Consider the following 19395-nt stretch of genomic DNA (forward strand, 5'->3'; position numbering starts at 1 on the left):
GAGCGCAAATGAACGAGTTGCAAACACAGCGATTAATCCTGCGTCCGTGGCGCGAGGGTGATCTACCGGCGTTCGCGGCAATGAATGCCAACCCAGAGGTGATGCGCCACTTTCCAGCATGCATGAGTCTTGATGAAAGTGATGCGCTGGCGCGGCGGATTATCCAGCACTTTGCCGACCATGGTTTTGGCCAATGGGTGGTCGAGCGGGCTGGTCAACCAGGCTTGATCGGTGTAGTGGGCTTGCAGCATGTCAGCTTTTCGGCGCCCTTTACCCCGGCTGTCGAGATTGGCTGGCGACTGGATTCAAGCCACTGGCGCCAAGGCTATGCGCTGGAAGCGGCGCGGGCGGTGTTGCGCCAGGGCTTCACTGAGCTTGGGCTTGAGCAGATCCTGGCCTTTACCGTCCCGGCAAACAGGCCATCGCAGGCTTTGATGCAGCGCCTCGGCATGCAGCATGACCGCCAGGGAGACTTCCAGCATCCGCGCTTGCCGGTTGGCCATGCACTGCGCCGGCATGTGCTTTATCGGCTAACCCGCGAACACTGGCAGCAAGCCCATGAATGACCTGGTCAGGGCGTATCATCAGCTCAGCAAACACCGGCCTGGTCACTTTGCACCCGGCCCCGGTCAGCTCGACTGGGCGACGCAACCCGCACCGTTTCGCCGCTATAACGCGGCGCGCCTGATCGAGTTGTGGCACCGCCCGCTGGAAGAGTCGCCTGCATACGACAGTGCCTTCAGTGAGTCGGCCCAGGTGCCTGCCGAGTTGAACCTGGCAAGTATTTCGCAGCTGTTCTATGACAGCCTGGCGGTGTCCGCGTGGAAGCAGGCGGGCGCGACACGTTGGGCGCTGCGGGTCAATCCGTCGTCCGGCAATCTGCACCCCACCGAGGCCTATGCGCTGATTCCGGCAGGCGCTGTCGACTCCTCCGCCTTGCTGGTGCATTACGCCCCGGATGCCCATGCCTTGGAGGTGCGCGGCGAGTTGCCCGCTTCTTTGGCCGAGCAACTGCACAGTGCATTGCCAGCGACTGGCTTGCTGGTCGGTTTGAGCAGCATCGCCTGGCGCGAGGCCTGGAAGTACGGCGAGCGTGCCTACCGTTATTGCAATCATGACCTGGGCCATGCGTTGGCGGCGCTGGCGATAGCGGCCAACATCCAGGGCTGGCAGGTACGGCGGTTGCATGCTGTTGCCGAGTGGCAGCTCGATACCATGCTAGGGCTGGACCGTCAGGGTTTTGCCGAGGCCGAGCACGCCGACTGCCTGTTGTGGATTGGCCCAGGGCAAAGTACTGAATTTGCGCTACCCGCAAGCGTGCTTCAGGGGTTGGCTGGCCTTGAGCTTGCTGGAACGCCCAATCGCTTGTCGCGCCAGTACCGTGACTGGCCAGAGTTGCAGCGCATACAGGCGCTCTGCCGTGCGCCAGCGCTGGCCAGGCAAAGCTGGCAAACTGGGGCAGGGCGGATGCAGGCAGATAATCCGGGACTACCGCTGCGGCCTATCTTGCACCGCAGGCGCAGCGCCCAGTCCATGGATGGCAAGACGGGCATTCATGCCGAGTTATTGTTGGCCTGGTTACGTCGCCTCATGCCGGGCAACTCGCCGGTGCCATTTGCCGTCACTGGGGAGCCCGCGCAGGTCGATGTCGTGGTCTTTGTGCATCGGGTGCAAGGTTTGCAGCCGGGACTGTACTGGTTGGCGCGCGTAACGGGCGAGCCGGAGCCCGGCTTGCGTGGCGACTTCAGCTGGCAGCGGGTTGATGACGAGCTACCGCTGTATCGCCTGCTTGAGGGCGATGCACGTGAGCTGGCCGGTTTTTTGTCCTGCGGGCAAGACATTGCCAGCGATGGTTGCATGGCCCTGGCCATGCTTGCGCGGCTTGATAACGCCGGTGCGGCCGGGCCGTGGTGTTATCCGCGCCTGTATTGGGAGTGTGGTCAAATTGGCCAATTATTGTATCTGGAAGCAGATGCAGCAGGCTTATCTGCGACTGGCATCGGCTGCTATTTCGACGATGCCGTGCACGAATTGCTGGGCTTGGCCGACACGCACTGGCAAAGTCTCTACCATTTCACCTTGGGCAAGGCTGTATGGGATGAGCGTCTGACTGCTCAGCCAGCCTATCCAAGGTTACGATTACCGGCCGCAGCGGGCGATGAGGAGCGGATTGATGAGTAAAGTTCTAGATGATCTGGTGGCGTTGCTGAGCCTGGAAACCATCGAGGAAAACCTGTTTCGCGGTGTGAGCCAGGACCTGGGTTTTCGTCAGCTGTTTGGTGGCCAGGTGCTAGGCCAATGCATATCCGCGGCGAGCCAGACCATGGATGATGCCCGGCATGTGCATTCGATGCATGGCTATTTCCTGCGCCCGGGTGATCCAACCCTGCCGATCGTTTCTCAGGTTGATCGCGTGCGTGATGGCGGCAGCTTCAGCACCCGACGGGTGATGGCAATCCAGAAGGGCCAACCGATCTTCACCTGCAGTGCATCATTCCAGGCCGACGAGCCTGGCTTTAGTCATCAGATTGAAATGCCGGATATTCCCGGCCCGGAAGACTTGCAGTCCGAGACAGAGCTGGCGCGCCAGGTCGCGCACCTGCTGCCCGAGCGCATGCGCGAGCGGGCCTTGAGTGACAAGCCGATTGATATTCGCCCGGTCACCGTCGGCAATCCGTTCAAGCCGGAAGTTACCGAGCCGGTTAAGTATGTCTGGTTCAAGGCAGATGGCACCCTGCCCGAGAGCCCTGCGCTGCACAAGTACATCCTGGGCTACGCCTCGGACTTCAACCTGCTTACCACCTCGATGCTGCCGCATGGTATTTCGGTGTGGCAGAAGTTTATGCAGGTCGCCAGCCTTGATCATTCCCTGTGGTTTCATTGCAACCTGCGCATGGACGATTGGTTGCTCTACGCCATGGACAGCCCCTGGGCGGGTAATGCCCGTGGTTTCGCACGCGGCAGCGTATTCAACCGCCAGGGCAAACTGGTTGCCTCGGTCGCCCAGGAAGGCTTGATCCGCCTGCGCGAAGACTGGAAATGAGTTTGCACCAAGCCCGTCATTGGGTATTCGACATGGATGGCACCCTGACCCTGGCCGTGCATGACTTCGAGGCGATCAAGCATGCGCTGGAAATTCCGCTTGAGCAGGATATCCTGCACCACCTCGCTGCGCTGCCTGCCGATGAAGCCAAGGCCAAGCACGCCTGGTTACTGGAGCATGAGCGTGAGTTGGCACTCAATGCGCAGCCTGCCCCGGGCGCGGTCGAGCTGCTGCGTGAGTTGGCCGGGCGTGGTTATCAACTGGGTATATTGACGCGTAATGCCCATGAGCTGGCGCTGCTGACCTTGCAGGCCATTGGTGTTGGCGACTGCTTTGCCACGGCTGACGTGATTGGCCGGGATGAAGCGCTGCCCAAGCCAGACCCCGATGGTTTATTGCGTCTGGCGCAGCGTTGGCAGGTCGCGCCCTCGCAGTTGATCATGGTCGGGGATTATCGGTTTGACCTGCAATGCGCCCGTGCGGCTGGGGCCTACAGTGTGCTGGTCAATTTGCCCAGCAACCCCTGGCCAGAGTTGGTTGATCACTTTGCGTTGGACTGCGGCGCGCTGCTCGGTCAGCTCGATGGACGTTCGAATTAGCCATGGGGCTCGTGTTGCGCAAGGCGCAGTTGGACGACGCTTCAGCGATCAGCACGCTGATCATTGCCGCGATCAGGCAAACCAATGCCAATGACTACCCCGCCGCACTGATCGAGTCCCTGCCCGAGCACTTTTCTGCCGGGCAAATTGCCGCGCGCATGTCGATGCGAGACACCTATGTTGCGCTGGACGCTGGTGTGGTGATCGGCACTGCCAGCCTGGACGACATGACCGTCCGCTCGGTTTTTGTCTTGCCGGAGTATCAAGGGCGTGGCGCTGGTTTGGCACTTATGACGCAAATAGAAGCGCTGGCGCTGCAGCGTTCAATCAGCACCTTGAGCGTACCTTCATCGATTACCGCCGAAGGCTTTTACAAGCGCCTTGGTTACGCCACCATTGGTGAGGTGTACGAAGGCGTCGAAAAAATAATCGTCATGACCAAGACGCTTGTGCCCTGACCGGCGTGGGCATTGGTGGACAAGCTTCGCGTTGTCACGCCTTACGAGTGATGCTTATTTCGTAGGGAGGACAGCGTTTTTCTGTCCGCCATTTGCAGCACGGAACAGGATTGCTTGGCGCTTTCTGGTGGACAAGCTTCGCGTTATCGCACCCTATGTATGGTCATCCTTTGCGTTTGGTTCCAGTGCCTTGATGATCGGGCAGTCTGGGCGATGATCGCCGTGGCAATGATCGCTCAGCTCTTGCAGGGTGTCGCGCAGGCCCGTCAACTCGCGGATTTTGCAGTTGAGCTGCGCAATATGCTCGCCCGCGAGCTTCTTCACATCGGCGCTGGCGCGGTCACGGTCTTGCCACAGGGCCAGCAGCTTGGCGACCTCCGCCAGGGAAAACCCCAAGTCCCTTGAGCGCTTGATAAAGGTCAGGCGGTGCAGGTCATCGGCGCTGTAGATTCGGTAGCCACTGTCGCTGCGCCCAGCCTCTGGCAGCAAGTCGATCGACTCGTAATAGCGAATCATCTTTGCGCTAAGCCCAGTCTTCTTTGCTGCTTGGCCAATATTCATATCAAGTCTCCATCAGGCATTCTTTGCCATACTTCTCGACCGCCGCCAGGCATGACTCAGGGGCGCCAGCGTTTCAACATCAAGGCATTGGCCACCACGCTGACGCTGGAAAGCGCCATCGCCGCGCCAGCCACCATGGGGTTGAGGTAACCAAGGGCGGCTAGTGGAATGCCGACTATGTTGTAGGCAAAGGCCCAAAACAGGTTTTGCCGGATCTTGTTAAAGGTGCGATTGCTGATGTCCAGCGCCGCAGCCACCAGGCGTGGGTCGCCGCGCATCAGCGTAATGCCTGCCGCTTGCATCGCCACGTCAGTGCCGCCACCCATGGCGATACCGACATCGGCCGAGGCCAGAGCGGGTGCATCGTTAATCCCGTCGCCGACCATTGCCACCACGCCACCTGTTTTCAGCTGCTTGATGATGGAGGCTTTGTCCGCAGGCAATACATTGGCGTGGAGCGAGTCGATGGCCAGTTGATGGGCGACGTTCTCGACGCTGCCGCGGTTGTCGCCACCGATCAGGTGGGTGTCGATATCCAGCGCCTTCAGCCGACTGATCGCTTCTTTGGCGCCCTCTTTGAGGGTGTCACCGAAGGCGAATAAACCCAGCACCCGTGGCTGCGGTTTTTTTTCGATCAGCCACGACAGGGTGCGCCCTTCAGCCTCCCAGGCTTCGGCTTTGGCGGCCAGGTCGCCTGGGCTCAAGCCATGCTCTTCGAGCAAACGTCTATTACCAAGGGCAAGGCTGCGCTCAGCCAATGTTCCGGCGATTCCACGACCGCTCAAGGCCTGGCTGGCGGTCACAGCCAGCGGTGTGATGTTTTGTTCAGCACAGGCATCCAGCACGGCCTTGGCCAGCGGGTGTTCGCTAGCGCTTTGCAGGCTCCCCGCCAGTTGCAGCACGTTTTGAGTGTCGCCATCGACCGCTTGCAGCTGGGCCACTTGCGGCGTGCCTGAGGTAAGCGTGCCGGTCTTGTCGAAGGCAACAACATTGACCTTGTGCGCGACTTCAAGTGCTTCTGCATCCTTGATCAAAATACCGTGCCGCGCCGCCACGCCGGTGCCCGCCATTATCGCCGTGGGTGTCGCCAGGCCCAGTGCGCATGGGCAGGCGATCACCAGTACCGCCACGGCATTGAGCAGGGCTGTCTCGACACTGGCGCCAGCGATCAGCCAGCCAATCAGGGTAATCAGGGCGATGCCCAAAACGGCGGGTACAAATACTTGGCTGACTTTATCCACCAGCTTTTGGATAGGGGCCTTGGCGGCTTGGGCGTCTTCAACCAGTCGAATGATTTTGGCCAGCACGGTTTCTGCGCCCAGCGCCGTGGTTTCGATCAGCAGGCGACCTTCGCCGTTGATCGCACCTGCGGTGATTGAGTCGCCTGGTTGCTTGGCCTGCGGCACGCTTTCGCCGCTGATCAGCGCTTCATCTGCATGGCTCTGTCCCTCCAGCACCTTGCCGTCCACCGGAAAACGCTCACCGGGTTTGACCAGGATCTGGTCGCCCAGCGCCAGATCGCCCAGTGCAACCCATTGTTCTTCGCCGTCCTTCAAGCGCAGGGCCTGATCGGGGCGCAACGCCTGCAAGGCACGAATGGCGCTGGTGGTTTGCCGTTTGGCACGGCTCTCCATATATTTGCCGAGCATGATCAGCGCAATAATCACCGTTGACGCTTCGAAGTACAGATGCGGTGTTTGCCCGGCTGGAGTGATCAGCCATTGGTAAAGGCTCAGGCCATAGCCGGCGCTGGTTCCGATGGCAACCAGTTGGTCCATGTTCCCGGCACCGGCACGCAATGCTTTCCAGGCAGCTCGGTAGAAGCGGGCGCCAAGGATGAACTGTACCGGCGTGGCGATGGCAAACTGCGCCCAGGCGGGGAGCATCCAATGCACGCCAAATGGTGCCAGGAGCATTGGCAATACCAGCGGGGCGGCCAGCAGCAATGCTGTGACCAATAACCAGCGTTCACGCCGCAGGTTGTGGCCGACGCTGTCCGGCTGCTCAGCCTGCCCATTGATCAAGGTCGCACTGTAGCCAGCCTGGCTGACGGCATCGACTAGCCGCTTGCTGTCCGTGCCAGGCAAGACCCTGAGTCGAGCCTGTTCGGTGGCCAGGTTGACGTTGACTTCGAGCACACCCGGTTGCTGGGCCAGCGCCCGCTCAATACGGCCAGCGCAACTGGCGCAGGTCATGCCTTGGAGCGAAAGCTCCATGGCTGCGCTGGGCACTTGGTAACCTGCGTCTTGAATGGTGTCGAGGAGCGTGCCCAGGCTGTTTGTCGGCGCCTGGATGCGAGCGTATTCGCCGGCCAGGTTGACGCTGACGTCGCTGACCTCAGGCAATTGGCGCAAGGCGCGCTCGACACGTCCGGCACAGCTGGCGCAGGTCATGCCTGCGATAGGCAGGTTGAATGTCTGAGGGGCGGACATGTGGCGATCTCCTTGAAGTTCATCCACATGATCAACCTTACCATCTTGGCAAGGTCAAGTGCTTTGGCAATATTGTCGAACGTGGCTAGTTCATGGGGGGCGCAGGAATCAATTTATAACCGGCATTGGTCTGGCTGATCCTGTAGCGGCTGATTTCCCCGGCTCTGAGTTGCAAGCGCTGGCCGTCCAGTTGGTTGATGCCCGGTTGGCAGTTCTTGTTGCCAACGGTGGCCAAGCGCACCGAGACTTGCCCTGGCGGTAGGTTGAACGAAGCTGACTGGCCCTGATCCAGGCGTGCGGTCAGTTCGTCTTGCAAATACAGGCCAATCTCGCATTGGGTCGACACTTGCAGGCGTTCGCGAGAAATAATCAAAACCGCATAGCCTTCAGCGCGGCTGTAGTCGCCAGCCTGTGCAGCGCCGTTCAAGCAACTGGCGGCGATGGCAGTACAAATCACAGATAGGGCTAATCGACGCATATTGATCACCAAAGAGTCAGGGCCCGGGCAGAGGGTTAGGGCGCAGCAGGTCATTGCCAAACAGCATAACCGCCAGCGCTTGACCTTCCCAGTGCAGCAAGCTTGATACTGCGCCAAACGATCCTGAATCAGTAACCCTGGAGATTGAACATGCAACTATTCAAAGTCGATGGCATGCGTTGCGGGCACTGCATAAAAGCCATTACCGACGCGATCAAAACCGCTGACGCACAGGCGCAAGTCGAGGTGGATCTGGCAAGCGCCGAGGTTCGTGTAGACAGCATCCTGGATGCGACTCAACTGGGCGCGCTGATCAGCAAGGCAGGCTACGCCGCCCATCTTCAGTAGCGCTTGTTGGTCGATCACGGGACGGATGAGCACGCTGTTATCCGTCCCGTGCCGGAGGGGGTCAGGCGACGACCGGAATCAGTGGATCGGCTGCTGCCAAGGCGATCGCGCGATCAGCTACAGGCGGGTAGATCCACTGGGTATTGATCTGGGTCTTAAGCTGTTTGCCTTCCTCTTTTACCAGCTTGACCTGACGATCCCAGCCTTCGGTATACACCGCGCCCCATTGTCCGAGGTCCAGGCAGGTCACGTATTTCTCCTGGCGGTAAGGAACTGGTGCGCTATCAAGCAGGCTTGCCGCTGCGTTATTACCGGCGCTGCGGCCCAGAGCGATGGCGTGCTGGCAGGTCATCAGGGCGTAGTTGCCCTGGTCGTCCGTGGCGGCGTAGGCCACATCTCCCGTGGCGAAGATATCGGCCTGGCCAATCACCTTGAGGTTGGCGTCGACATGCAGTCGCCCCTGGTTGTCACGTTCACCAGCAATTTGCTCGGTCAAGGCGCTGGCGCGCACACCGACTGTCCAGACTACAGTGTTGGCTTCGATGCGCTGGCCGTCAGAGAGGGTGACGCCGCCTGCGTCGACAGCAGTAACCGCAACGCCCAGTTGCCATTCAACACCCAGCTCGGAAGTGGCCTGGGCGATTATCGGGCTGATATTTTCACCCATCGCGGCGCCGACATGCTGGCCCCGGTCAACAATAATCACCCGGATTTTTGCATCCTTGCCAAGCACTTCGCGCAACCGGGCAGGCATTTCAGTAGCTGTTTCGATCCCGGTAAAGCCACCGCCTGCTACCACGACGGTATTACGGGCGGCGGTTTCAGGTTGTTTGGCCAGTGCCTTGATGTGCGATTCCAGCCGCGCAGCTTGTTCGATCTGATCAACGTCGAATGCGTATTGATTGATCCCGGGCAGGTCTGGCCGCGCAACGGCACTGCCCGTTGCCAGGATCAAACGGTCATAAGCGACCTGGTGTTGCTGGCCCTCGGGATCGCGGTAGCTGACGCTTTTACTGGCGGTGTCTATGGCCTGCGCCGAGCCTTTGATAAAGGTCACGCCAACGGCGTCGAAAAGCGCATCAAGCGGCGCTTTCATGCTGTGCACTTCCGGCTCATAGAAGCGCGGGCGAACACGTAGCTCTGCTTGAGGTGCGAGTACGCTGACTGAAATGTCATTGCGCTTATGTTGATCCAGCAAGCGGGCCGCGCTTAATGCACTCCACATACCCGCAAAGCCTGCACCGAGAATCAAAATCTGCTGTTTCATGGTTAGCTCCAGAATGATAACGAGTTTGAACATATTGATTAGAGCGGCGTCTGGCCGGAGGGCACGACTCCTTGGTGATTCGCTTGCAATGGCTCTGCGAGCTCAAGCACATAACTACGACTATATTGGTCGTAGTTAAAAACGGCAAGCATTATTGCATTACCTTTGGTCGGATGCGCGGGCAGCCTGTGCGTGGAAATGCTTGTGGATGAGTCGGGTGCGTCGCCGGAAACAGCCGTCTTGCTTGTTGCAATGGCGGCTATTTGTTAGATTTACGACCAGATTAGTCGGAGATTGTGATGTCTTTTTACAGTGCGGGCGTTGAGTACGGGATTCATTGCCTGCTGTTTTTAGTGGACGAGCAGGGCAACCCTCGGGAAGCCAGCGTGCGTGACCTGGCCGAGTTGCAAGGTGTGCCGCAAGAATATTTGGCCAAGGTTTTTACCAAGCTCGCCAAGGCGGGGTTGGTGGCGTCAACGGAAGGGGTCAAGGGCGGCTTCAAGCTGGCGCGGCCAGCCGATGAAATCAATGTGCTGGATATAGTGACCGCGATCGATGGACGCAAGGATATTTTTGATTGCCGCGAAATTCGCAGCCGCTGCGCTTTGTTTGCAGGCTCTCCGCCGACCTGGGCGCAGGCTGGCACCTGCACCGTTCATGGGGTCATGCTGACTGCGCAAAAGCGCATGGAGGAGGCGCTGGCGCAGCAAACAATCCTCGATATGGCGCGCCGCGTTGGGCGTGTAGTGCCTGAGACGTTTGCCAGCCAGGTCGGTGAGTGGATGGCACAGCGCCGCGAACCCAAGCCCGCGCGCAACGAGGCAATCGAGCATAGGCAGGTGGATTGAGCATCAACTATCAGGACAACTGCGCGAAAATGGTGCGTTTTCGCGTCAGTGGTCTAGGCTTGATGGGTTTGTAGTAATACTGGGCAGGCTGCTATGCCGCTTGCCTCAGCAGCCCGTTGAACAAGGCGGCGAAAACCGGCTTGATGTCTTGATTCAGGTCGAACAGGCTTGGGTCGCGAAGGCAGTCGCTGAGCAGGCCGACAATCAATGCATTGAGCATTCTTGCAGCCAGGCGCGGGGTGACACCTGGTTGTAAATGCGCAGATATTGAAGGTTGGCTGAAATATTGCTCGCACAATGCAACAAACTGATTGATGAATTCAGTGTGACGATCCATCGCCTCCTGCAGTTCTTCGGTCAATTCACAGCGATGGAGCAAGATTGTAAAGATCCGCTGTTTTTGTGGGTTGAGCGCCAGGTCTTGCAAGGCGTCTACGCACAGGTCACGAAGCGCCAGTATTGGGTTGTTTTCAAAGCCTGTGCACAGTTGCTCGGTTATTTGCTCAATGGGCAAGCGCACCTGGTTGAGCATTTCATGAAACAAATGGGCTTTATTTTCAAAGTGCCAGTACACCGCGCCACGGGTGACACCGGCATGCCTGGCAATATGTTCAAGGCTGGTCTTGGCTACGCCATGCTCCAGGAACAATGTTTCGGCCGCCATGAGAATGGCGGCACGGGTTTTTTCGGCTTCTTCTTTAGTTCGGCGCATGTCGGATTAGTTATTTATGACTAGGCTCAGGTTATTGAAACGATTGTAGATAAATTAGCTGTATAGTTCTATTTACAAACACACCTGTATGTAATTAGCATTCTCGCCTTTAGTTTGCGCGCTGCGTTGTCTCGGAGACACCTATGGTTTTTGTACGTTCTTTCCCGGTCGCCCTGGGATTCCTGGCTTTTTGCACTTTGAGCACACAGCTTCGTGCTGAAGATGCGCCTCCTGCACCTGAGGTTTCAGTCGAAACAGTTAAAGTCGCACCTCTACCGCTAGAGCTTGAGTACCCGGCTCGCACCGCGGGTTTCCGTGAGATCGAAGTGCGTGCGCAAGTCAGCGGAATTCTTCAGGAACGTACCTACCTTGAAGGTAGCAGCGTCAAGCAAGGCCAGTTGATGTTCCGCATTGACTCGCGTATCTACCAGGCTGCGCTGGCCCAGGCCAAGGGTGCATTGGCGCAGGAACAGGCGCGCTATCGTCAGACCGAGCGTGACCTCAGGCGTATCCGCGAGCTGCAGAAAAAAGGCTATGCCAGCGAGAGCGAACTGGATAACGCTGTCTCCAACTTCGAGCAAAGCAAAGCCAATATCCAGGCTGCCAAGGCCGAAGTGCAGGCCAAGCAGATTGATCTCGACTACACCACAGTTACCGCGCCGATTTCGGGTATCACCAGCAAGGAAACAGTCTCCGAAGGCAGCTTGATGGTCGCTGGTGACCCTAATGCGAGCCTGTTGACCAAGATTACCCAACTGGATCCGATCTACGTCAACTTTGCCGCGCCTGACAGTGATGTCGAAAGCATGCGCAATGGATTGGCTGATGGCTCATTGGTGCTTGATGGCGAGGCCGTGCGCGTTGGTATCACCTATGGTGACGGTTCGACCTACCCGCTGGAGGGCAAGGTCAACTTTACCGATAGCCTGATCGACCGCAGCACCGGCACCGTCAGCACTCGTGCAGTGGTACCCAATCCGAAGCAGACCCTGTTGCCCGGGCAGTTCGTTCGCGTGCAGATCAAGGGTATCTCCATACCGAATGCGCTGACCGTTGCTGAGCGTGCAGTCGCGCAAGGGCCCAATGGCACCTTTGTCTATGTCGTCGATGACAAAGGCGTTGCCCGTGTGCGTCAGGTCAGCGTAGGTCGGACCTCAAAAGGTCGCTGGGTGATCAAGTCCGGCGTCAGCGCGGGGGACAAGGTCATTGTCGAAGGCCTGACCAAGGTTCGCCCGGATACACCTGTCAAGGTCGCGTCGGACGTTTCCGCCGCTGATAAGAAATCGTAATGGGTATCTAGGTGATTTCTCCTTTCTTTATTGAACGACCGGTTTTCCCAACGGTTATTTCGGTGGTGATAGTGCTCCCAGGCCTGATGGCCATGCGCTCGTTGCCAGTTGACCAATACCCACAAATTCTCCCGCCGCAGGTGTCGGTGACCGCAACCTACTCGGGAGCGAGTGCGCAGGTTATTGCCGAGACAGTAGCCGCGCCACTCGAACAAGAGATCAACGGCGTCGAGGGCATGATTTACCAGCAGTCAAACTCGGGTGGCAACACCATGAGTTTGTCGGTCTACTTTCAGGTTGGCAGTGATCCCGACCAAGCCACAATCGACGTCAACAACCGGGTGCAGGCTGCATTGGCCAAGCTGCCCGAAGAGGTCCGTCGCCAGGGCGTGAAGGTGGAGAAGAAGTCTTCCGACATTCTTCAGGTAGTGACCTTGTTTTCACCGGATGACTCCCGTGATCCGGTGTTTATCAGTAACTACGCCCTGATCAACGTGATCGATGAGTTGAAGCGCCTGCCCGGTGTGGGGGACGTCACCCAGTTCGGTTCCAAGGACTATTCGATGCGTATCTGGCTGCGGCCGGACAAGCTGGCCCAGTTCAACCTGACGCCGACTGACGTGGTCAATGCCATTCGTGAACAGAACTCGCAGTTCGCCGCTGGTAGCTTTGGCCAGCAGCCGCTGAAAAAAGAGCAGGACTTTACCTATACCGTTACCACTCAGGGGCGTTTTTCCAAGCCTGAAGAGTTCGAGAACGTTATTCTTCGTTCCGATGCGACAGGTGCAAGCCTGCGTTTGAAAGACGTTGCGCGAGTCGAGTTGGGGGCTCAGGACTATTCCCTGATGACTTCGATGAATGGCCAGCAGAACGCTGCGTTCGGTGTGTACCTGCAGCCGGGAGCCAACGCGCTGGACACCGCCGAGGCGGTTCAGGCAACCATGGCGCGGGTATCGAAGAATTTCCCGGACGGCATGGCGTATAAGATCCCATACGACACCACCAAATTCGTAAAGGTATCGATTGAAGAGGTTATTCACACCTTTTTCGAAGCACTGGTGCTGGTTGTACTGGTGGTGTTTATCTTCCTGCAAAACTGGCGAGCAACCCTGATTCCGGTACTGGCTATTCCAGTCTCCTTGATCGGTACCTTTGCCGGTATGTATGCCTTGGGCTTCTCCATCAACCTGCTGACGCTGTTTGGTCTGGTGCTGGCAATCGGTATCGTGGTGGACGATGCCATTGTGGTACTCGAGAACGTCGAGCGGGTCATGGCAACCGACAAGATTGGCCCGAAAGAAGCCACCATCAAGGCCATGGAGGAAGTGACGGGGCCAATCGTGGCCATCGTTCTGGTGCTCTGCGCGGTGTTCGTACCGGTGGGGTTCCTCGGAGGCCTGGCCGGGGAGATGTATAAACAGTTTGCGGTGACCATTGCCGTGTCGGTAGTGATCTCGGGCATCGTTGCCTTGACCTTGAGTCCGGCACTTTGCGCCTTGTTGCTTAAACCCGATCACCAGGAGCCTGCTGCACCGTTTCGCTGGTTTAACCGTGGGTTTGACAAGTTCACCAGCGGCTATACCTCGGGTGTGCGTTTCTTCCTCAAGCGTTCGGCCATCGGTTTGCTGCTGTTTGGCGGCATGATAGTGCTGATGGTGATGCTGTTTGGCCGGGTGCCTAGCTCGCTGGTGCCGGATGAGGACCAGGGTTATGTGATCAACGCCTACTTCTTGCCTCCAGCCGCGTCGCTGACCCGGACCGAGAAGCTTACAGGTGATGTGACCCAGCAATTGATGAAGCATCCAGCGGTGGAAGATGTGGTGACCTTTGCCGGTTTCGACATCTTGACCTTCGGTACCCGCAGTAACGCCGGTGTGTCCTTTGTGCCCTTGAAAGATTGGAGCGAGCGCACCACTCCAGAGCTTGATGCACGCAACCTGACCCATGAGTTCATGGGCATGGGCGCTTCGCAGAAAGACGGTGTGGTACTGACCTTCAACCCGCCACCTATTACCGGCATGAGCACCACCGGTGGTTTCGAAGGCTACATTCAAGACCGTAGCGGCGGCACCACGGAGCAATTGGCCAGCAAGGTCAAGGAGTTCCTTGCTGCGGCGAGCAAACGCCCGGAACTGGCCGGCTTGCAAACCACCTTTAACGCTGATGTGCCGCAGTACTACATCGATCTGGACCGTACCAAGGCGCGTTCGCTTGGGGTTGCCGTCAGTGACGTATTCACGGCGATGCAGTCGACCTTCGGCAGCTACTATGTCAACGACTTCAGCCTCTATGGACGTACCTGGCAGGTTAGCCTGCAGTCAGAGCCTGAGTTCCGCCGCAAGCCGTCGGACTTGTCCCAGGTCTATGTGCGTTCGGCCTCCGGTGACCTTGTGTCATTGGCGTCGCTGGTCAAGGTCGAGCGTATTCTGGGGCCTGATACCTACGCCCGCTTCAACGTATACCCATCGGCGAAAATTCTCGGTGGGCCTGCTCCAGGCTATAGCTCGGGTCAGTCGTTGCAAGCCATCCAGGAAGTGGCCAACGAAGTGCTTGGTAGCGACTACAGCATCGGGTGGACAGGTTCGGCATTCCAGGAACTGGAAACCCAGGGGTCGGGTAGCCTGGCCTTTGTATTCGGCCTGATCATGGTGTTCCTGATTCTGGCTGCCCAATACGAGCGCTGGACATTGCCGCTTGCGGTTGTCACCGCTGTGCCTTTTGCGGTATTCGGTGCGATTCTCGCGGTTTGGCTGCGCGGCATTGAGAACGATGTGTACTTCCAGGTCGGGTTGATTACCCTCATTGGCCTGGCGGCGAAGAACGCAATTCTGATTGTCGAGTTTGCGGTGATGCTGCGCCGTGATGGCTTGGGTATCTTCGAGGCGGCACTGGAGGCTGCGCGCTTGCGTTTCCGGCCAATCGTGATGACCTCGCTGGCATTTATCCTCGGTGTTGTACCGCTGGCCATCAGCAGTGGTGCGGGCTCTGCTAGCCGACACTCGATTGGTACCGGGGTAATCGGTGGCATGTTGGCGGCAACGTTGCTGGCGACCTTCCTGATTCCAATGTTCTTTATGCTGGTTGAGTCCCTTGGCGAAAAACTCAGCAAAAAGGGCAAGAAGGACCAGCCCGCACATAGCGACTCGGTTTAATCATGAAGTAAAACAACGCCGCCATTCGCAAGAGTGGCGGCGTTGCTGTTTGTATTATTGGCGCAAGGCTGCTCTGACAGAGGCCGCGAGCAATTGCCTCGCTTCTCTCTGGCCTGGCAGGACTGTACTAAAGTTCGCTCAGGCAAAGCCATTGCACGCAGCCCCAGGCTCTGGCGCAGTCTTTCCCTGACGGTTCCGTTGCGCGGTAAATACCTGTTTTTGGCTTAATGCAGAGCGTTTCATGAAATTATCGACCTTACTGATACTCGGCGCTCTCAGCGCTTTTGGGCCATTGGCAATTGATTTCTATTTGCCAAGCTTCCCGAGTATTGCCAGCGCATTTGCAACCGATGTCGAGCATGTACAGCAATCGCTTGCGGTGTACTTCCTTGGCTTGGCAATCGGGCAGCTCGTCTACGGGCCACTGGCCGATCGTTTTGGTCGCCGCAAGCCATTGCTGATTGGCGTCAGCCTGTTTTCGCTGGGGTCGTTGGCCTGTGCGCTGGCACCCAGCCTTGAGTGGCTGATCGCCGCGCGTTTTGTGCAGGCCCTGGGCGGATGCGCGGGCATGGTGATTTCGCGCGCTGTGGTGCGTGATCTCTGCGACCCGATCACCTCGGCAAAAGTGTTCTCGCAACTGATGCTGGTGATGGGGCTGGCGCCGATTCTGGCACCGGTGCTGGGCGGGGTGTTGCTGGGCACTTTTGGCTGGCAATCGATTTTCGTCTGCCTGACTATTTTCAGTGTGCTGTGTTCGGTCGCGGTTTGGCGTGGGCTGCCGGAAACATTGGATGACACGCATGCGAGTGCGCCTTTGTCGGGTGCGCTCGGGGCCTATCTGCGCTTGTTTTCTGATTGGCCATTTATTGGTCACGCGCTGACAGGCGGATTGGCTGTGGCGGGAATGTTTGCCTATATCGCCGGTTCTCCCTTTGTCTTTATTGAGCTTTATGGTGTACCCGCCGAGCATTATGGCTGGGTTTTCGGCAGTAATGCGGCAGGCTTTATTCTGATGGCACAGGTCAATGCCTGGCTGGTCGCCAAGCATGGACCAAGCTATTGCTTGCGCCGGGTTGTCTGGTTTTATCTGGCCTGTGGTTCGGCGTTGTTGATTATCGCCCTGAACCAGCCTGAGCATTTGTGGCCGCTGCTGATTCCATTATTTGGTTGCATCGCCAGCTTGGGGGTTCTGCTCCCGAATGCTTCCGCCTGCGCGATGGCTGGGCAGGGACGTCATGCAGGTAGCGCTTCGGCGTTGCTGGGCAGCCTGCAGTTCTCTATTGCTGCCAGTGCCGCAGCGCTCGTGAGCTATTTGCATAATGGCACTGCATGGCCAATGGCTTTGGTTATTTTTGGCTGCGCATTGCTGGCTGCATTGTGCTCGCGCTTTACCGTCTGGGCTGAGCACCGCGCAGGTTATCCGGCGATCTAGGATTTCGCTGGAATGGTTATTTCAGGAACCCTGATTGTCTGAAGCGTCCGTTTGCTGGGACTGTCCATCGTCAGGCAGGTCGTGTGGTGCCTGCAGGCGTTCCAACAGAGTGGAGGCAAAGTTACGTGCATCAGCTTCATTGTTGAACGTGACTTTATGACCGTCAAAAATAACCTGCCAGCGCGAATCCTGACTTTGGCTGAGTGGGCTGATCCGGATATCCATGTGGTTCGCCTCCTGCGGTTGGTCGAACCAGTTTAGACTTGGGATATGAAATTTCACTGACGCAAATCAATTTCGCGTTTGGCAGTTAGAATCGATAATTTGAATATTTTTGCTGTGTGAGCGCTGCCCGACCAGCACCAGCAAAGGGCTTGGCCGGCAGCTAAACGCCACCGGCTTGCCGTTAGAACCCTTCCAGGACGATCTTGCCCTTGGCCTTGCCTGACTCGAGAAGTGCATGTGCACGGCGCAGGTTCTGGGCATTGATCACGCCGTAGTGTTCGCCAAGGGTTGTCTTGATCGCTGCGGTATCAACCAGCTCCGAAACTTTATTGAGCAGGCGGCCCTGTTCGATCATATCGGCCGTTTCGAACAACGAGCGGGTGAACATCAGTTCCCAATGCAGCGAAAGACTCTTGCGCTTGAGTTGCATGATATCCAGTGGCTCAGCCGGATCATCAATCAACGCCAGGCGGCCCTGTGGCGCGAGTGCCTCAACCAATTGGGCAAAGTGCTGGTCGGTCTGGGTCAGACTGGCAACATGGCTGACATGCTCAAGACCGATACGCTGCAACTCCTGATGCAATGGCTGGCTATGGTCGAGTACATGATGGGCACCCAGTTCACGCACCCAGGCCTGGGTTTCCGGGCGCGAGGCTGTAGCAATTACGGTCAAGCCAGTCAGCGTGCGGGCCAGTTGGATCAGCATCGAGCCCACGCCACCAGCGCCGCCTACAATCAACAGGCTTTGGCCCTGGTCAATGCTGCCCTGGGTGATTTGCAGGCGGTCGAACAACAGTTCCCAGGCGGTAATGGCCGTCAGGGGCATGGCGGCCGCTTCTGCAAATGACAGGCTTTTGGGCTTGTGGCCGACAATGCGCTCATCCACCAGGTGCAGTTCGCTGTTGGCGCCCGCACGGTTGATCGCACCTGCGTAAAACACCTGGTCGCCGGGCTTGAACAGGCTGACATCCGCACCGACCGCCTTGACCACGCCAGCTGCGTCCCAGCCAAGTACCTTGGGCTGAGCGTTTTCCGGGGCGACGTTCCGGCGGATCTTGGTGTCCACCGGGTTTACCGAAATCGCCTTGACCTCGACCAGCAAATCACGCGGGCCCGGAGTGGGCGCGGCAAGCTCTACATCGACCAGCGACTCTTGGTTATCTGCCGGCAGGGATTGGTAGTAAGCAACTGCTTTCATGGTTGGCTCCTCAGGCAATCTGGGTTAGTAACTTGATTTCAACGCCCTGCAGCAGTTCGCTACAGCTCGTCGAGAAGTGTTGGTAGTGCGCGGTTTGCTTGTGTTCTTCAAGTGCGGCTGCGTCACGCCATTGTTCGATCATGACGAATACTGCGGGCGCGTCCTGTTGCTGGTGAAGGTCGTATTGAATGCAAGCGGTTTCTTCGCGGCTGGCAGCAACCAGTGTGCGCAAATGTGCTTCCACCTGTGTCTGGTGCTGGGGAAGTGCGGTGATCGTGGCGACTAAAGCCAATGTTCTACTCATGATTGAAGCCTCGGATGCCGGATGGATAGGTCATGTTGAATTAATTGATCCTTTAGAAAAAGCCGGAGAAACTAGAGTCTATTTCAATATTATTTTGATAATAGGCAGCCCGGATGCTTCGTCTTGACGATTTGCAATTGTTCGTACGCACCGCTGAAGCTGGCAGCTTGTCAGCCGCGGCTCGCTTGCTGGAGATATCTCCAGCGGTGGCCAGCGCAGCATTGAAACGTTTGGAGCTACAGCTTGATGCGCGTTTGTTCGCCCGCTCGACCCGTAGCTTGCGCCTGACCGCGCAGGGCCAGGCTTTCCTCAGTCACGCGCACCAGGCATTGCAGAGTATTGAAGCAGGCCGGCTGCAATTAGCGGGCACCAAGGTCGGGATCAGTGGCTTGATGCAGCTGTGCGCCCCTTCGGATTTTGGTCGCAACACCTTGCTTCCCTGGCTCGATGAGTTCCAGCAAGCCCACCCGCAACTTCAACTGCGCCTGTTGCTGGGGGATCGGATAACCGATTTCTTTCGCGAGCCCGTGGATATCGCCTTGCGCTACGGCGCGCCAGAGGATTCAAGCCTGGTGGCGTTGCCGGTAGCGCCAACCAATCGCCGGGTGCTCTGTGCCTCTCCAGCCTATATTGCGCGCCACGGTGAGCCACAAACCCTGGAACAACTGGCAGGGCACAACTGCCTGCTGTACATGCTGGGCGGCCGTATTCATGATCGTTGGCAATTCAGTATAGGCAGGCGCCAGCAGAGCATGACCGTGCAAGGTGACCGCCAAAGTGATGATGCCGATGTGGTGCGGCGCTGGGCGGTCGCCGGGCAGGGCTTGGTATACAAGTCGTGGTTGGACGTTGCCGCCGATGTTCAGGCAGGGCGATTGCGTGTGCTTATGAATGACTACCTTGGCGAGTTGACGCCACTTAACCTGATCTGCGCCCACCGCTCGCAGTTAAGTAAACCGGTGCATGTGCTGCGCGACTTTGTGCAGGCTCGCTGTAGCGCGCTGCTGGCTAAAGCGCCATGGGCCGATTAATATTGCACTGCGGCATAA

19 protein-coding genes are annotated in these 19395 nt (G+C 57.9%); 11 read left to right on the top strand and 8 right to left on the bottom strand.

All coding sequences use genetic code 11. The features are described 5' to 3' along the window. Positions 1–8: 8 nt before the first annotated feature. Genes PSES9_RS0112280 through PSES9_RS0112300 form a run of 5 tightly spaced genes read left to right on the top strand, consistent with a single transcriptional unit; the run spans position 9 to position 4100 of the window. On the top strand, positions 9–566 hold the full coding sequence (locus PSES9_RS0112280; RefSeq protein WP_010487321.1) for a GNAT family N-acetyltransferase: 558 nt from the start codon (positions 9–11) through the stop codon (positions 564–566). Next, entirely contained in the window at positions 559–2181 is a 1623-nt protein-coding gene (locus PSES9_RS0112285; protein WP_010487322.1) for a nitroreductase family protein, read from the top strand. Before PSES9_RS0112280 ends, PSES9_RS0112285 begins: the two co-directional genes overlap by 8 nt. Continuing rightward, positions 2174–3043 carry an acyl-CoA thioesterase II gene (gene tesB, locus PSES9_RS0112290; protein WP_010487323.1) on the top strand — a complete coding sequence of 290 codons (870 nt, stop codon included), beginning with the start codon at positions 2174–2176 and terminating at the stop codon, positions 3041–3043. Before PSES9_RS0112285 ends, tesB begins: the two co-directional genes overlap by 8 nt. Next, on the top strand, positions 3040–3642 hold the full coding sequence (locus PSES9_RS0112295) for an HAD family hydrolase (protein WP_010487325.1): 603 nt from the start codon (positions 3040–3042) through the stop codon (positions 3640–3642). Before tesB ends, PSES9_RS0112295 begins: the two co-directional genes overlap by 4 nt. A 2-nt stretch (positions 3643–3644) precedes the next feature. After that, positions 3645–4100 (top strand): GNAT family N-acetyltransferase, encoded by a 456-nt coding sequence (locus tag PSES9_RS0112300; RefSeq protein ID WP_010487328.1) that lies wholly within the window; start codon positions 3645–3647, stop codon positions 4098–4100. Positions 4101–4253: 153 nt separating this feature from the next. On the opposite strand, the gene cueR is transcribed toward PSES9_RS0112300, so the two are convergent. The 3 genes from cueR to PSES9_RS0112315 form a co-directional block, all read right to left on the bottom strand. After that, entirely contained in the window at positions 4254–4661 is a 408-nt protein-coding gene (cueR, locus tag PSES9_RS0112305) for a Cu(I)-responsive transcriptional regulator (RefSeq protein WP_010487330.1), read from the bottom strand. 56 nt (positions 4662–4717) lie between these two features. Then, the gene (locus PSES9_RS0112310; RefSeq protein WP_010487331.1) at positions 4718–7093 is read right to left on the bottom strand and encodes a heavy metal translocating P-type ATPase; all 2376 of its coding nucleotides are present in this window, start codon (positions 7091–7093) and stop codon (positions 4718–4720) included. A gap of 85 nt (positions 7094–7178) precedes the next feature. Then, positions 7179–7571, bottom strand: coding sequence for a hypothetical protein (locus PSES9_RS0112315; RefSeq protein WP_010487333.1), 393 nt, complete (start codon positions 7569–7571; stop codon positions 7179–7181). Positions 7572–7721: 150 nt separating this feature from the next. Between PSES9_RS0112315 and PSES9_RS0112320 the strand changes: the two genes are divergently transcribed. Further along, positions 7722–7919, top strand: a complete 198-nt coding sequence (locus PSES9_RS0112320) for a heavy-metal-associated domain-containing protein (RefSeq protein ID WP_010487335.1) — start codon at positions 7722–7724, stop codon at positions 7917–7919. Positions 7920–7980: 61 nt separating this feature from the next. Here PSES9_RS0112320 and PSES9_RS0112325 read toward each other — a convergent pair whose 3' ends face one another. Next, entirely contained in the window at positions 7981–9186 is a 1206-nt protein-coding gene (locus PSES9_RS0112325) for an NAD(P)/FAD-dependent oxidoreductase (RefSeq protein WP_010487337.1), read from the bottom strand. 299 nt (positions 9187–9485) lie between these two features. Between PSES9_RS0112325 and PSES9_RS0112330 the strand changes: the two genes are divergently transcribed. Further along, a complete protein-coding gene (locus PSES9_RS0112330) occupies positions 9486–10034 on the top strand; it encodes an RrF2 family transcriptional regulator (protein WP_010487339.1) in 549 nt (182 codons plus the stop codon). Between the two features lie 91 nt (positions 10035–10125). Here PSES9_RS0112330 and PSES9_RS0112335 read toward each other — a convergent pair whose 3' ends face one another. Next, positions 10126–10746, bottom strand: coding sequence for a TetR family transcriptional regulator (locus PSES9_RS0112335; protein WP_010487341.1), 621 nt, complete (start codon positions 10744–10746; stop codon positions 10126–10128). 143 nt (positions 10747–10889) lie between these two features. On the opposite strand from PSES9_RS0112335, the gene PSES9_RS0112340 reads away from it, so the two are divergent. From PSES9_RS0112340 to PSES9_RS0112350, 3 genes are all read left to right on the top strand, one after another. After that, the gene (locus PSES9_RS0112340) at positions 10890–12035 is read left to right on the top strand and encodes an efflux RND transporter periplasmic adaptor subunit (protein ID WP_010487342.1); all 1146 of its coding nucleotides are present in this window, start codon (positions 10890–10892) and stop codon (positions 12033–12035) included. 11 nt (positions 12036–12046) lie between these two features. Next, a complete protein-coding gene (locus PSES9_RS0112345) occupies positions 12047–15187 on the top strand; it encodes an efflux RND transporter permease subunit (protein WP_029529526.1) in 3141 nt (1046 codons plus the stop codon). Between the two features lie 241 nt (positions 15188–15428). Beyond that, positions 15429–16619 carry a multidrug effflux MFS transporter gene (locus tag PSES9_RS0112350; RefSeq protein WP_010487349.1) on the top strand — a complete coding sequence of 397 codons (1191 nt, stop codon included), beginning with the start codon at positions 15429–15431 and terminating at the stop codon, positions 16617–16619. Between the two features lie 21 nt (positions 16620–16640). On the opposite strand, the gene PSES9_RS0112355 is transcribed toward PSES9_RS0112350, so the two are convergent. The 3 genes from PSES9_RS0112355 to PSES9_RS0112365 all read right to left on the bottom strand — a co-directional run bounded on the left by PSES9_RS0112355 (position 16641) and on the right by PSES9_RS0112365 (position 18346). Further along, positions 16641–16844 (bottom strand): hypothetical protein, encoded by a 204-nt coding sequence (locus PSES9_RS0112355; protein WP_010487350.1) that lies wholly within the window; start codon positions 16842–16844, stop codon positions 16641–16643. Between the two features lie 181 nt (positions 16845–17025). Continuing rightward, positions 17026–18042 (bottom strand): zinc-binding alcohol dehydrogenase family protein, encoded by a 1017-nt coding sequence (locus PSES9_RS0112360; RefSeq protein ID WP_010487352.1) that lies wholly within the window; start codon positions 18040–18042, stop codon positions 17026–17028. 10 nt (positions 18043–18052) lie between these two features. Next, the gene (locus PSES9_RS0112365; RefSeq protein ID WP_029529527.1) at positions 18053–18346 is read right to left on the bottom strand and encodes a putative quinol monooxygenase; all 294 of its coding nucleotides are present in this window, start codon (positions 18344–18346) and stop codon (positions 18053–18055) included. 113 nt (positions 18347–18459) lie between these two features. Between PSES9_RS0112365 and PSES9_RS0112370 the strand changes: the two genes are divergently transcribed. Then, positions 18460–19377: a LysR family transcriptional regulator gene (locus tag PSES9_RS0112370; RefSeq protein WP_010487355.1), complete on the top strand. Its 918-nt coding sequence runs from the start codon at positions 18460–18462 to the stop codon at positions 19375–19377. Positions 19378–19395 lie beyond the last annotated feature (18 nt).

The organism is Pseudomonas sp. S9 (assembly GCF_000222125.1).
GTDB classification, from domain to species: domain Bacteria; phylum Pseudomonadota; class Gammaproteobacteria; order Pseudomonadales; family Pseudomonadaceae; genus Aquipseudomonas; species Aquipseudomonas segetis.